We start from the raw sequence: 14,126 nt of genomic DNA, 5'->3' as shown, positions 1-14,126 counted from the left end.
CCCGGTCGAACCCGGGGCCCCCTTTTCCCTCGTACAAGGAGCGCTCCCATGGAACCATTCGACGCCGTCGCCCGGACGTCCCTGCTGACGACGGCCCTGCGCGCCAAGGAGACCAAACGGCCGGACCGGCTCTACGAGGACCCGTTCGCCGCCCGGCTCGCGGGCACCGTCGGGGCCGACCTGTTCGGCCAGGTCTCCGACGCCACCTGGCCGAATCGCACCGATCCCGGGCAGAAGGTGCCGAGCACCTTCGACTACAACGCGATCAGGACCCGCTACTTCGACGACTACCTCCTCGCCCAGGTGAAGGACGGAGCGTATCCCCAGGTCGTGATGGCGGCCGCGGGCATGGACACCCGCGCGTACCGGCTGCCCTGGCCCCGGGAAGTCGAACTCTTCGAGCTGGACCGTCCCAACGTCCTGGCGGCGAAGGAGTCGGCACTCGGCGACCAGCCGGTGCACGAGCGGATCACCCGGCATCTGGTCGGTGCCGACCTGATCGGCGAGGACTGGAAGGACTCCCTCCGCGCGGCGGGCTACCGCCCCGACCAGCCCTCCCTGTGGCTGCTCGAAGGGCTGCTGTACTACATCACCGAGGAGCAGACCCGGCAGTTGCTCGCGAACGTCGCGGAGCTCACCGCCCCCGGCAGCCGGGTGGCCGCCGACCTGGTCAGCGCCACCGCCCTCACCGTCCCGGCCGTCAAGCCGCTGCTGGAGGTCTTCGAACGCTGGGGATGCCCCTGGCTGTACGGGCACGACGAGCCGGAGGCGCTGTTCGCCGAGTACGGCTTCGAGGCGGAAGCGGTGCAGCCGGGTGAGGAGTCCGCTCACTACGGCCGGTGGCCCGATCCCGTCCACCCGCGCCATGTGCCGGACGTCGAGCGGGTGTTCCTCGTCAGCGGCAAGCGGAAGTGACCATGGCCACCGCAGTCATCGTCGGCGGCAGCATCTCCGGGTGCGCGGCCGCGCTCGCGCTCAGCGATCTGGGATACGACGTCACGATCCTGGAGAAGGACCCGGGCCCCCTGCCCGCCGACCCGCACGAGGCTCATCACGGCTGGGACCGCCCCGGCGTGCCGCAGGGCCTCCACGCCCACGCCTTCACCTCACGGGGCGTCAACCTCCTGGCGGACCGGGCGCCCGGCGTCTACGAAGCGCTCGTCGACGCGGGCGCCAGGGTGCTGCGGCTCGGTGCCAGCATGCCGCGGCCGGGCGGCGGCGAAGCCGACGCCGGAGCGGAGAAGGTGCGGGACGACGAGCTGACCGTTCTCGCCTGCCGCCGCAGGACCTTCGAGATGGTGCTCCGGCGGGAAACCGCCCGGCGCGACCGGGTCACGGTACGAACGGGCGTGGCCGTCCAGGGCCTCGTACTGACCCCCGGCACCGGGGACCTGCCGCGCCGGGTGACCGGAGTACGGACAGCGGCCGGCACCCCGCTGCCCGCCGACATCGTCATCGACGCGACGGGACGGCGCTCCCTCTCCGGCTCATGGCTGGCCAAGGAGGGCGTCCCCCAGCCCGAGGATGTCGTGTGCCGCTCCCGCATCACCGCCTACGCCCGCTTCTACCGGCTGCGGACCGGCGCCTTCCCCGGTCCCCTCAACCGCGACAACGCGGCCGGGGCGATCTGGGACGGCTACGCCGCCTTCCTGCACCCGGGGGACAACCAGACCTTCAGCGTCTCCTACGGTGTGCTCCCCGACGACATCCCGCTGCGTGCCCTGCGCGAGGAGTCCGTCTTCAGCGCCGCGGCGGCCGCCAATCCGCTCTTCCGGCCCTGGCTGGAACCCGGTGTGGCCGAGCCGATCTCGGATGTCCGGGTCATGCCGTTCGCCGACAGCGTCCTGCGCGGCGCGGCCGTGGGCACCGGGCGGCAGCCGGTGCACGGGCTCTTCCGGGTCGGTGACGCGGCGTGCGTGACCAACCCGCTGTACGGGCGCGGCGTTTCGCTGGCCCTGGCACACGCCTACGCGCTGACTGCGGTTCTCGACCGCTGTCCGGTGGTCGGGGAGGAGCAGAGCCGGGAGGCAGCCGCGGCCGCCGACGCCCACTTCCGGCCCTGGTTCGACCAGGCCGTCCGGGCCGACGCCGAACGCCTCGCCCTGTGGAACCGGACCGTCCACCGCGTCCCCCCACCGGACACCGGGGCGGGTGGCCTGGGCATGGCGCAGGTGGCCGTCGCCGCCACCAAGGACCCGGCGGTCTGGCGCCATCTGGCGCGGCTCCAGATGTCCCTGCCTCCCACGGAGTCCTCGCTCACCCCGGACGAACTGCGCCACCGGGTGCTCCGGGCCTGCGAGGAACTCGGCCCGCTCCAGCAGCCAGGACCCCACCGTGAGGAACTGCTCGCCACCATCTCCTCCGCCGCCTCCTGACCCGGCGTCCCCACGTCTCCACAAGGGAGCATCATCGTGCGTACGACCGAACCGCCCGCCGCCGAGCCGCACTCCGGCACCGCCGGAACCAGCCCGGACGGCCCGCTCCGGCTGGTGTATCCGGGGTCCCCGGACGCGGCGGAAAAGATCCTCGCCGCGGCGAATGAGGCCGGGCACCGGCATCCGGTGACCGTCTCGGAAGCGCTCATCTCGGACCCCTACCGCGCGCTGCGCGCGGGCGAGGCGGACGTGATGATCACGCGCTTCCGCATTGACGAGCCGGATCTGACCGTCGGCCCCGTGCTCTACACCGAAGGGCGCGTCGTCGCCGTCGCCGCTGGTCATCCGCTCGCCGGCCGGGCCTCGGTGAGCAGTGACGACCTCGCGGACCACGACTTGTTCCAGCGTCCCGGGGCCTTTCCCGCCGATGTCTACGACCAGCTGGTCCCGCACGTATCGGCGCAGGGGCGGCCCCTGGTGAGGAGGTGTCCCGCCGACTCGATGCAGGACATGTTCGCCGCGATCGTCGAGGGGCGGGCCGTCCACCCCACCATCGAATCCATGCGGGCGGTCAGCCATCCGGGCGTCGTCTACGTGCCCATCACCGATCTGGACCCCGCCCCCGTCTGCCTGGTGTGGGTCACGGCGCGGACCTCGCCCGCGGTCCTGGCCTTCGCGCAGGCGGCCGCCGAGGGCTTCGCCGTACCCGCCACGGGCGCACAGCGATGACGGACCGTCCGCCGCACACGCCCAGAGTGCTGATCGCTCCGGTGACCGTGACCCCCACCAAGGCGCTCGGGCTGAGCCACCTCAAGGGTCTGCTGTGGGTGGACGCCATGTTCCGCTCCACGCGGTTGCTGACCGACGTCGACTATCTCTACAGCCACACCACCTTCAACATCACCCGCCAGACCGCGGGCTTCTGGGAGTACCTGGACCGCGCCTGCCCGGACATCGACCCCTCCCGGTGCGGGGAGGACGACATCGGCCGTCTCTACACGGCCTTCCAGACGCAGCCGTCACCGCCGCCGGACGAAGCGCTCCAGCCGTACGTCCGCGCGGTCGAGGACACCGGGTGGACCCATCCGGTGAGCCGGCGGATCCTGGACATCTGGCGCGGGCATTACGCCTGGCTGGGTCTGCACGACCCGGGCATCACCCGGCGGCAGCCGCCCAGGCTGGGGCTGGAGGAGGTGGTCGAACACCTCGCCAAGCGCGACCTGTGCCTGGACACCCGCTGCGACGGAGGCCCCGTCTATCTCGACGCCACCGCGCAGGGCCTGCCCCTGCGCGCGCTCACCTCCGCCACCGGCCATCCCAACTACCTGGGCTGCGCCCTGCGCGACCTGGTGCCGATGCTCGACGACTACGACGAGATCGTCCTCGTACACGACCGCGAGCTGACCGAGGACTACATACTGCTCCAGAAGATCCTCGGCGCGCTCGGCGCCCGCACCCACCGCCTCAGCCTCAACAGAGTGCCCCTCGACGGCGTCGTACGGTCAAGCCGTCATGGAGTCGACCGGCGGCACACCGTCGCCGGGCTCGCGGACGAACTGAGTGCCCGTGGAACCGCCGAAGCCGTGCGCCTCGGCCTGCGTCTGTACTTCATCGCGGGGCTCGGAAAGGGCAGCGACCAGTCGTTCCGCATGGATCTGCTGCACGGATTCATCGACCGGGCCGAGAAGCTGCTCGCCAGGGACGACACCCCGGACACACCGGACGTGGCGGAGTTCCTGCGGCGGAGCACCGGCGGCCGGTCCTTCGTCGACTCCTACCGCCTCACGTCCGCGCTGCTGGGAAAACACCGGCGAGTTCCGCTCCGGGACCTCGCCTCGTCCGTCTACGTCTGAGGCAGTTCACATCCGCCTCAAGGGGGTATTCCGGTCACCTCAAACTAGGTCTTCTGCCGGTCTTTCATCATGGATCATGATCTAGGGCTTACATCCCCGGGTCCGCCAGTCGACGTCCGAATGAGGTAGTCGTGCACTTCGCGTTTCTCGGCCCCCTCACCGTCACCGTCGAGGGGCGCCAGCTGACCGTCCCCGCGTCCCGGCAACGCATCCTGCTGGCCGCGCTGCTGCTCAACGCGAACCGCGTCGTGTCCATCGACCGCCTCTCGTACTTCCTGTGGGACGGAGTCCCGCCGTCCAGCGCCTCCGCCACCCTGCGCACCTACGCCATGCGTCTGAGACAGGTGCTCGGCCCCGAGGTGGGCCGGCGGATCGTGACCCGTTCCCCGGGTTATCTCCTCGAACTCGACGAAAGCGAAAGCGATCTCGGCCAGTGCGCCGCGCACCGCCGCGCCGCGGAGACCGCCATCGCCGCCGGTGACCTGTCCACCGCGGCCGACGAACTGACCCGGGCGCTGTCGCTGTGGCGGGACGAACCGTTGCTGGACATCCCCTCCGCCACGCTGTGCGAGGTCGAGGTGCGCCACCTCCAGGAGCTGCGCAAGCAGACCGTCGCCAAGCGGATCGACATCGAACTGGAGCTCGGCCGGCACAACAAGATGCTTCCCGAGCTGTGGCGCCTGGTCCTCCAGAACCCGCTGGACGAGCCGATGGCGGCCCGGCTGATGCTGGCGCTGTCCCGCTCGGGACAGCAGTGCGAGGCCCTGGAGGTCTTCCAGCGCACCCGCGTCCTGCTGATCGACCAGCTGGGGACCGAACCCGGGCCCGAGCTGCGACAGATGCAGCAGCGGGTGCTGACGGACGACGCGCCGCGGCCGACCGCCGACGAGCGCGTCACGGTGAACCGGCCCCGGGGACGGCTACGGCCTGCGCAGTTACCCGTCCCTCCCGCGGCCCTCGTCGGGCGGGCCGAGGAATCCGCCGCGCTCCGCTCCTCCCTGTGCTCCCCGGCATGGGGCCCGGGTGGCACCGTGACCGTGGCGCTCACCGGCAGGCCCGGGGTGGGCAAGACCGCGCTGGCCCTGCATGTGGCCCATGGCCTGCGCGACAAGTTCGAGGAGGGCGAACTCTTCGCCGCGCTGCGGGACGCCGACGGGCGACCGGTCCCGACCGCCGACGTGCTGGTCCGCTTCCTGACGGACCTGGGTCTCGACCGGTCCGCCGTCCCCGATGACGAGGCCGAACGGGTCGGCCTGTACCGGTCGTTGATCGCCGACCGCACGATGCTCGTCGTCCTCGACGATGCCCATGACGCCGCCCAGGTCCGTCACCTGGTCCCGGGAAGCGGCGGCAGCCGCGTGATCGTCACCAGCCGCAACCATCTCGCGGATCTGGAGGGGGCCTGCGCCATGACGGTGAGCCCGCTCACCGAAGACGCGTCACTGGACCTGCTGGGAAGCATCGTCGGCCACCACCGTGTGCGGAAGGAGCCACATGCCGCCCAGCGCGTCGCCTCCGTCTGCGCCGGGCTGCCGCTGGCGATCCGGATAGCCGGTACCCGCTGCCTGGCCCGTGAGCAGTGGTCCCTGGGCGATCTGGCCGAACGGCTCACCTCTCCCGGCCGATTACTCGACGAGTTACGCGTCGGCGACCTCACCGTAGGCGCGGGTCTGCGATCCGAGTACGCCGCTCTGCGCGCTCGCTCCCTCCGTCACCGCCACCCGGCGGCCCCCGCCCCCGACGCGGCCTTCCGCGCGCTGGGTGTCCTGGGCGCCGCCGAAGTCACTCCGGAGCCCGTGGCGGCCATGCTGAACTGCCACCCGCACCAGGCGCAGGACACCCTGGAGCGACTTGTCGACGCCCGGCTGCTGGCGTCCCCGAACCCCGGCCGGTACCGCCTCGATCCCCTGCTGCGGGCACTGGCCCAGGAGGTGGCCGAGGCGGAGGAGTCACCGGCCGACCGCACCGCCCTCCTCCGCGAACTGCTGTGCTGGTACGGCCGGGCGTGCTGGAAGATGAACCGGGATCCGCGGCACGGCGCCCCGCGGCCGTCGCTCCGGACCGGCTGTCCGCTCCCCGCCTTCGACGACGAGGGAGCCGCCGCCCGCTGGCTGACCCTGCAACGGGACTCCATCGCCAGTGCCGTGCTCGCGGGCCGACGGTGCGAAGCGGGCCACATCGCCGATCAGTTCGTCGCGGCCCTCGCCGACCTGAACCCCGCCGACGGGCTCCTCCCCGATCTGGAGACCGCCCGGGACAGCATCCTGGGCCGGGTCGGGGTGGGGCGTCGCCGAACCCGGCACGGCCTCGTGCTCAGGGATTGGCCCAGGCAGGTCAGCGTGGGCGGGCCGGGCCGTACGACTCCGGCGTCGGCGCCACCGGCCTGACCCGGGCCGGTGTGAACTCCTGATGAAACATGGCGCACCGCCGGACGTCCCGGAGTTCACACGACGCCCGGCCGCCGCTCAAGGGGTGTTCGGGGGAGCCGCGTCGCCGAGCGACAGCAGCAGCTTGCGCATCAGATGGGTCAACTGCTCCTGCTCCACCCGGTCCAGGGCGCTGAACAGGCGTTCTCCGTTGAGGACATGGCCCTCCACCGCCTCGTCCAGCAGCTCGAATCCCTCCGGGGTGAGTGAAATCACCATGCGGCGCCGGTTGGTGGGATCGAGCTCGCGGTCGACCAGCCCGCGGTGCACCAGCCGGTCGACCCGATGGGTCAGCGCCGGAGGCTTGATCATCATGGTCGCGGCCAGGGCCTTCGGGGACAGCGCGTACGGCGGGCCGCTGCGCCGCAACGTTGCGAGCACATCAAATTCCCAGCGCTCCATCCCCTCGGCTGCGAGGTATTCCACAACACCCCGCTCGACAAGCCGGGTCGCACGGAAGAGCCGCCCCATCAGCCCCATGGACCATGCGTCCAGGTCAGGGCGGGTCTCGGCCCACTGCTGAAGGATGCGATCGAGCGCGTCCTCCGCCTGCCCGGGCTGCTCGTTCATCTCGTCGGTCCCGCCTCTTCGGGGCGAGTTCAACATCGAACTATTTGACATGAACCAAGCCTACTTTCTACGGTCAGTGGCTGTCAGACAGCTCTGGGTACGCAACCGAGGCCGATTCCCGGCCACCCCCATGAGCACACCAACCCTCGTCCATGCCCATGGCCGGCGCCAGGCCCGGGACGCCTTCCGGCCGAAGGTCCCGGCCGGGCCATGTCTGGGGTGACAACCGAAGACCTGAACAGCCCAGTCTCGTCAACACTGCTTGATCTCATCCGACGGCGTCGCGCAACGAAGCCCTCGCCGAAAGCCATCGCCGGAAGCCATCAACAGAGACACGGGAAGGTTATTCATGCCTGTCGGAAACAACGCCACCCTCCCTGCGCTCCTCCGCGCACAGGCTGCCTCACGACCCGACGACGTCGCAGTCGTCTCCGCGGACGCCCAGCTCACCTATGCGGGCCTCCTCGACCGAAGCGCCCGCTTAACGCGTCGGCTCCAGGAGGCCGGCGTACGGCGCGACCACCGCGTGGGGCTCTTCACCGATCCGTCCCTCGACCTCGTCATCGGCGCCTGGGGCATCCTCGGCGCCGGCGGCGCGTATGTGCCGCTTTCCCCGGACTATCCGGAGGAAAGGCTGCGCTTCATCATCGAGAACGCCCGGGCGCAGGTCATCGTCTGCCAGCCGCATCTGGCGGGCCGACTGCGCCAGCTCGCCCCGACCGACACCCTGATCCTCACGGTCGACGAGGCCCTGGCCGAACAGCCGACCGGTCCCCCGCTGTCACCGCCGGGCAGCGCGGAGGAGCCACAGCCGGACGGGCTCGCCTATGTCATCTACACCTCCGGAAGCACCGGCCGGCCCAAGGGGGTGATGGTCGAACACCGCAGCATCGTCGCCCAGCTGAGCTGGCTCCAGGACTCCGGGCACCTCGGCGATGACACCGTCATCCTCCAGAAGACCCCGATGAGTTTCGACGCCGCCCAGTGGGAGATCCTCGGCTCGGCGTGCGGCGCCCGTGTGGTGATGGGCGCCCCGGGGGTCTACCGCGACCCGGAGGGTCTGATCGACACGATCGACCGCCACCGGGTGACCACGCTCCAGTGCGTCCCGACGCTGCTCCAGGCGCTGGTGGACACCGAGCGGCTGGACGGCTGCACCAGCCTGAACCGGGTGTTCAGCGGTGGCGAGGCGCTGACCAGGGCGCTGGCCGCTGAGTTCTTCGCGACGCTGCCGACGGCGCGGCTGGTGAACCTGTACGGACCCACCGAGTGCACCATCAACTCCTCGTCGTACGAGGTCGACCCGGCCACCGTGGACGACGAACCCACCGTCATCCCCATCGGCACCCCGGTCGACCGCACCGGCTACCACGTGCTGGGCAAGGACCACCGGCCCGTGCCGCACGGCGAGACCGGTGAACTGTACATCTCGGGTGTCCAGCTCGCCCGCGGCTATCTGCACCGGGCCGAGCTGACCGAGGAGCGCTTCCCGCACCTCGCGCCGGAGCCCGGGCAGGACCCGGTGCGGCTGTACCGGACCGGCGACCTGGTGTCCCAGGCCCCCGACGGCACCGTCCACTTCCTCGGCCGGACCGACAGCCAGGTCAAGCTGCGCGGCTACCGCGTCGAGCTGGACGAGATCGCCCGCACCATCGAGAACCACGCCTGGGTCAAGCGGGCCGCCGTGTTGGTGAAGGACGACGCGCGTACCGGATCCCAGAACCTCGTCGCCGCCGTGGAGCTGAACCCCAAGGAAGCCGCCCTGATGGACCAGGGCAACCACGGCTCCCACCACCAGTCCAAGTCCAACAAGCTCCAGGTCAAGGCCCAGCTCTCCAACCCCGGGCTGCGTGACGCCGAACAGCTCGCCGGGCGGCCCCGGGTGGACCTGCCCGGGCGCGACGCGAGCCCGGAGCTGCGCCGGGAGGCGTTCGCCCGCAAGACCTACCGGTTCTACGAGGGCGGGGACGTCAGCCGGGCCCGCGTCCTCAAGCTGCTCGACCACGGTGTCGACCCGCTGTCGTCCCGCCCGCTGGGCGAGCTGACGCTTCAGGGGCTGGGCACGGTGCTGCGGTCCTTCGGTCAGTTCCACAGCGAGGAGCGGCTGCTGCCGAAGTACGCGTACGCCTCGCCCGGCGCGCTGTACGCGACCCAGATGTATCTGGAGCTCGCGGGCATCGGTGATCTGCCGGCCGGGATCTACTACTACAACCCGCTGGACCACCAGCTGAGCCGGATCCGCACCGTCGAGGAGGGCGACTCCCCGCGGCTGAAGGTCCACTTCGTCGGCAAGCGGCAGGCCATCGAGCCCGTCTACAAGAACAACATCCTCGAAGTCCTGGAGTTCGAGACGGGCCATATGGTCGGCCTGTTCGAGCAGGTGCTGCCCGCCCATGGCCTGGCCATCCACCCGGACGGCTTCCGGCCGGAGCTGCTGGAGCAGTTCGACGTGGCCCCGGACGACCACTATCTGGGCACCTTCGACATCCGGCAGAGCGACGGCCGGCCGCCGGAGGACCCCACCGAGATCTACCTCCAGGTCCACCCCGGGAAGGTCACCGACCTGCCGGGCGGTCAGTACCGCTACCAGGACGGCGACCTGGAGAAGATCTCCGACGAGCTGGTGGAGAAGAAGCAGGTGATCGCCATCAACCAGGCGGTCTACGAACGCTCCAGTTTCGGCATCAGCGCCGTCAGCCGGGCGGCCGAACCGTGGCTGGAGTACATCGCGCTCGGCAAGAAGCTCCACCACCTCCAGGCCAACCAGCTGGGGCTGGGGCTGATGTCCTCCGGCTACAGCTCCAAGAGCGGCAATCCGCTGCCCGCCGCGCGACGGCTGGACGCCATCCTGACCGAGCGCGGGATCCCGGCCGGTGCCTCCTACTTCTTCGTCGGCGGCCGGATCTCGGCCGAGCAGGAGGCGAGCGAGGGCATGGGCGAGGACGTCGTCCATATGAAGGGTCCGACCGAGGTGATCAGGGACGACCTGGCCGCCTATCTGCCGGACTACATGCTGCCCAACAAGGTCGTCGTGCTGGACGCGCTGCCGCAGACGGCCAACGGCAAGATCGACGTCAAGACGCTGGCCACCTTCGACGAGATGTCGCAGGGGCTGGAGAGCCGCGCCTTCGTGGCGCCGAGCACCGACGCCGAAAAGGCCCTCGCCGAGCTGTGGGGGGCGGCGCTGCGGTACGAACCGGTCTCCGCCGAGGACAACTTCTTCGAAGCGGGCGGCAATTCGCTCATCGCCGTGACCCTGGTCAACCGCCTCAACAAGCGGTTCGGGACCCGGCTTCCGGTGCAGGTGCTCTTCGAGGCGCCCACGGTCGCCCGGCTCGCCCGCCATGTCGACGGCACCGTCACCGGGGAGATATCCCGCTTTCTGCGGCTGCACTCCGGGGGAAGCCAGTCGCCGGTGTTCTGCTGGCCGGGGCTCGGCGGCTATCCCATGAATCTCCAGCAGCTCGCCTCGGGCGCCGATGTGAACCGGCCGTTCTACGGAATTCAGGCGCACGGCATCAACGACGGCGAGACGCCGTACGCGACGATCCGGGACATGGCCGCGGCGGATGTGGCCGAGATCCGGAAAATCCAGCCGGAAGGCCCGTACACCCTGTGGGGATATTCCTTCGGCGCCCGGGTCGCGTTCGAGACCGCGTGGCAGCTGGAGGACGCGGGGCACCAGGTGGAGAACCTGTTCCTGATCTGCCCCGGGAATCCCAAGGTCCGCGAGACGGAAGGAAAACAGTACGGGCGTGAGGCGACGTACCGCAATCCGGCCTACCTCACGATCCTCTACTCCGTCTTCACCGGCGGCATCAGCGGGCCCGACCGCGACCGCTGCCTCGAGACGGTCCGGAACGAGGACGAGTTCGTGGCGTACATCCATGCACTCCTCCCGCAGCTGGACGAGGCGCTGATCCGCCGGATCACCCGGATCGTGGAGGCGACGTACGAATTCGAGTACAGCTTCCGCGAACTGGCCGAGCGCAAGCTGAACACCCCCGTGACCATCTTCAAGGCCACGGGCGACGACTACTCGTTCATCGAGGGAAGTTCGGGCTATTCCGCGGTGCCCCCGACCATGGTGGAGATGGCCGGGGACCACTACAGCGTGCTCAAGGAAAAGGGGGTCGGCGAACTCATCTCGGCGATCCACACCCGCCTCGGCAACTGATGTCCGCCCCCTCGGATCCAGGGAGGAAGACGTGCCTCATCTGACCATCAAGCACTTTCCGAAGGACGTCGGAGAGCAGCAGCGGAAGGAGCTCGTCGAGGACCTGACCGCACTCGTCACGCGGCACTTCGAGGTCCCCGAGGGCGCCGTCTCGATCGCACTGGAGCAGGTGGACCAGTCGTCATGGAACGACGCCGTCATCGTTCCGGAAATCATAGGCCGGGAGCATCTGCTGATCAAGACCCCGAACTACTGAGAAACGCGTTCAAGGAGTTCAATATGACCGACTGCCTCGGACCCCGTCTCAAAGTCGGCGTGGTCCTCCCCGCGACCAACACCTCCGTCCAGCCGGAAATGGAAGCCATGCGCCCCGAAGGGGTGACCAACCACACCGGGCGCATGCAGACCGAGGACACCTCGCTGACCGGTGGCATCGACGATCTGGTCAGCAGTTACCGGGAGGCGACCCATCGGGCGATCGGCAGTCTGCTGCCGTGCAAACCCGACTGCTTCGTCATCGCTTTCTCCCCCGAGATCTACTGGGACGGACCCGGATCCCAGGACGAGGTGGTGGCGTCGATGAAGTCCGCCAGCGGCGGACTTCCGGTGACCATGAGCCCGGACGCCTTCACCACGGCGCTGTCGCATTACGGCGCCCGGCGGCTCGGGGTCATCACCCCGTACGTTCCGGCCGGTGACGACTCGGTGAGCCGGTTCTTCACCGAATCCGGATATGACGTGGTGTCGATGTCGGGTCTTGGATGCAGCAGCCCCGAGCGCATCGCCCATGTCGGCGAGCCCGAGCTGCGCGAAGCCATCAAGGCCGTCGACACCCCGGATGTGGAGGCGATCGTGCAGGTGGGCACCAACATGGCCATGATGCGCGTCGCGGCCGGAGCCGAGGAATGGCTCGGCAAGCCGGTCATCTCCAACAACACGGTGCTCTATTGGCGGGCGCTGCGGCAGAACGGCATCGCCGACCGCGTCACGGGATTCGGCTCCCTGGCCGCCGAGTACTGAGAAAACCCGCCGGGCGGGGGCGTGCCGAAACGCCCCCGCCCGGCGCCCACAGGGAAAACACGAAAAGACAGGAGAACTACGTGAGCACTACCGGCAGTGAGAAGACTGCCATCGACCCGCAGCGGGTCATCGAGGACGACCGGCTCCCCATCGGGAAACTGCTGGCGCTGACGACGGCCGGATTCCTGGCCATCATGACCGAGACCACGCCCGCGGGTCTCCTGCCGCAGATCGGCGACGGACTCGGCGTCTCCGAAGGGCTGGCGGGACAGCTCGTCACGCTCTACGCGATCGGTTCCGTGGTGGCGGCCATCCCCGTCATCGCCGCCACCCGCAGTATGCGGCGGCGGCCACTGCTGCTCCTCGCGGTCGGCGGGCTGCTGGCGTTCAACACCGTCACGGCGCTGTCCACGAGCTATGAACTCACCCTCGTCGCCCGCTTCATCGCCGGTATGGCGGCCGGTGTCGTCTGGGGGCTGCTCGCCGGATACGGCCGTCGGCTGGTGCCCGAACACCTCCAGGGGCGGGCGCTGGCCATCGTCGGCGTGGGCCAGCCGGTCGCGCTGACGCTCGGGGTCCCGCTGGGCACCTGGCTCGGGTCGCTGTTCGACTGGCGCGGGGTGTTCTGGATCATGTCCGGCGTCGCGCTGCTGCTGATGTTCTGGATCCGCGCGCTGGTCCCGGACTTCCCCGGGCAGAGCGCCACCGAGCGGCAGCCGATCCGGCAGATCTTCCTCATGCCGGGCATCGGCGCCGTGCTGGCCGTGGTGCTCCTGTGGATCCTGGCGCACAACATCCTCTACACCTACATCGCCCCGTTCCTGGAGCGGGCCGGTCTCGGTGAGCGCGTCGACCTCGCGCTGCTGGTGTTCGGCGCCTCGGCGATCGTGGGGATCTGGCTCACCGGCGTCCTGGTCGACCGCAAGCTGCGCCAGGTCACCCTGCTGAGCCTCGCCGGGTTCGCGCTGGCGTCCCTGGTGCTGGGGGTCGCGGGCACATCCGTGCCGCTGGTGTTCCTCGGCATCGTCGGCTGGGGGGCGACGTTCGGCGGCGCGCCCACGCTGCTCCAGACGGCCAACGCGGACGCGGCCGGGGAGGCGGCCGATGTCGCGCAGTCGATGTTCGTCACCGTCTTCAACCTCGCGGTCGCGGGCGGCGGGGTGTTCGGCGGTCTCCTGCTGGAGTCGGCCGGCGCCGCTTCCCTCCCCTGGGTGCTGCTCGGGCTGACCCTGCTGGCCACCGCGGTCGTCGCCGTGGCCCATCGGCACGGCTTCAAGCCCGGCCCCCGCGTCACCGACGGCTGAATCGAACCACATCGGCCTCCTCCCCTACGCCCTGGGCGGCACGTAGCGGAGGAGGCCGTTTTCGCATGCCCGGGCGGGCCCGGGCGGCTCCGGCCGTCAGCGGCGGGAGTGGCCGAACAGCAGCCGGTAGGCGATCAGCAGGACCAGGGAGCCGCCGATGGCGGCGCCCCAGGTGGCGGGGTCGAAGAACTGGTCGTCGACGGGGCGGTCGAGGAACTCGGCGGAGAGCCAGCCGCCGATGAAGGAGCCGACGACGCCGATGACGGTGGTGCCGATGAGACCGCCCGGGTCACGGCCGGGGAGGAGGAACTTGGCGACGGCTCCGGCGATAAGCCCGAGGACGATCCAGCTCACGATGCTCATGGTGCGGTTCTGGCCTTTCGCTGTGCGGAGTGCGGGTC

General features: G+C 70.0%; 11 protein-coding genes. 9 read left to right on the top strand and 2 right to left on the bottom strand.

Annotated features, from left to right (window positions below; genetic code table 11):
* Positions 1–48 precede the first annotated feature (48 nt).
* The 5 genes from ACH4TL_RS20695 to ACH4TL_RS20675 all read left to right on the top strand — a co-directional run bounded on the left by ACH4TL_RS20695 (position 49) and on the right by ACH4TL_RS20675 (position 6,615).
* Positions 49–915: an SAM-dependent methyltransferase gene (locus tag ACH4TL_RS20695; RefSeq protein ID WP_398316674.1), complete on the top strand. Its 867-nt coding sequence runs from the start codon at positions 49–51 to the stop codon at positions 913–915.
* Between the two features lie 2 nt (positions 916–917).
* Positions 918–2,375, top strand: coding sequence for an FAD-dependent oxidoreductase (locus tag ACH4TL_RS20690; RefSeq protein WP_398316675.1), 1,458 nt, complete (start codon positions 918–920; stop codon positions 2,373–2,375).
* A 36-nt stretch (positions 2,376–2,411) separates the two neighbouring features.
* Positions 2,412–3,104 carry a LysR substrate-binding domain-containing protein gene (locus ACH4TL_RS20685; protein ID WP_398316676.1) on the top strand — a complete coding sequence of 231 codons (693 nt, stop codon included), beginning with the start codon at positions 2,412–2,414 and terminating at the stop codon, positions 3,102–3,104.
* A gap of 41 nt (positions 3,105–3,145) precedes the next feature.
* Positions 3,146–4,228 carry a hypothetical protein gene (locus tag ACH4TL_RS20680; RefSeq protein WP_398316677.1) on the top strand — a complete coding sequence of 361 codons (1,083 nt, stop codon included), beginning with the start codon at positions 3,146–3,148 and terminating at the stop codon, positions 4,226–4,228.
* Positions 4,229–4,359: 131 nt separating this feature from the next.
* Complete coding sequence (locus tag ACH4TL_RS20675) at positions 4,360–6,615, top strand: BTAD domain-containing putative transcriptional regulator (protein ID WP_398316678.1); 2,256 nt, start codon at positions 4,360–4,362, stop codon at positions 6,613–6,615.
* Positions 6,616–6,693: 78 nt separating this feature from the next.
* On the opposite strand, the gene ACH4TL_RS20670 is transcribed toward ACH4TL_RS20675, so the two are convergent.
* Positions 6,694–7,224: a MarR family winged helix-turn-helix transcriptional regulator gene (locus ACH4TL_RS20670; RefSeq protein WP_398316679.1), complete on the bottom strand. Its 531-nt coding sequence runs from the start codon at positions 7,222–7,224 to the stop codon at positions 6,694–6,696.
* A 349-nt stretch (positions 7,225–7,573) separates the two neighbouring features.
* Here ACH4TL_RS20670 and ACH4TL_RS20665 point away from each other — a divergent pair, with 349 nt between their 5' ends.
* From ACH4TL_RS20665 to ACH4TL_RS20650, 4 genes are all read left to right on the top strand, one after another.
* Positions 7,574–11,401, top strand: coding sequence for an amino acid adenylation domain-containing protein (locus ACH4TL_RS20665; protein ID WP_398316681.1), 3,828 nt, complete (start codon positions 7,574–7,576; stop codon positions 11,399–11,401).
* A gap of 31 nt (positions 11,402–11,432) precedes the next feature.
* Positions 11,433–11,657, top strand: a complete 225-nt coding sequence (locus ACH4TL_RS20660) for a tautomerase family protein (protein ID WP_398316683.1) — start codon at positions 11,433–11,435, stop codon at positions 11,655–11,657.
* A gap of 23 nt (positions 11,658–11,680) precedes the next feature.
* Entirely contained in the window at positions 11,681–12,421 is a 741-nt protein-coding gene (locus ACH4TL_RS20655; protein WP_398316685.1) for an arylmalonate decarboxylase, read from the top strand.
* An 80-nt stretch (positions 12,422–12,501) separates the two neighbouring features.
* Entirely contained in the window at positions 12,502–13,725 is a 1,224-nt protein-coding gene (locus ACH4TL_RS20650) for an MFS transporter (protein WP_398316687.1), read from the top strand.
* A 96-nt stretch (positions 13,726–13,821) separates the two neighbouring features.
* On the opposite strand, the gene ACH4TL_RS20645 is transcribed toward ACH4TL_RS20650, so the two are convergent.
* Positions 13,822–14,088: a GlsB/YeaQ/YmgE family stress response membrane protein gene (locus ACH4TL_RS20645; protein ID WP_398316689.1), complete on the bottom strand. Its 267-nt coding sequence runs from the start codon at positions 14,086–14,088 to the stop codon at positions 13,822–13,824.
* Positions 14,089–14,126 lie beyond the last annotated feature (38 nt).

This window comes from Streptomyces sp. NPDC021115 (genome assembly GCF_044333065.1).
In the GTDB taxonomy this organism is placed as follows: Bacteria; Actinomycetota; Actinomycetes; order Streptomycetales; family Streptomycetaceae; genus Streptomyces.
The sequence above is the reverse complement of the archived record's forward strand: the minus strand, read 5'-3'. Positions and strand labels throughout refer to the sequence as shown.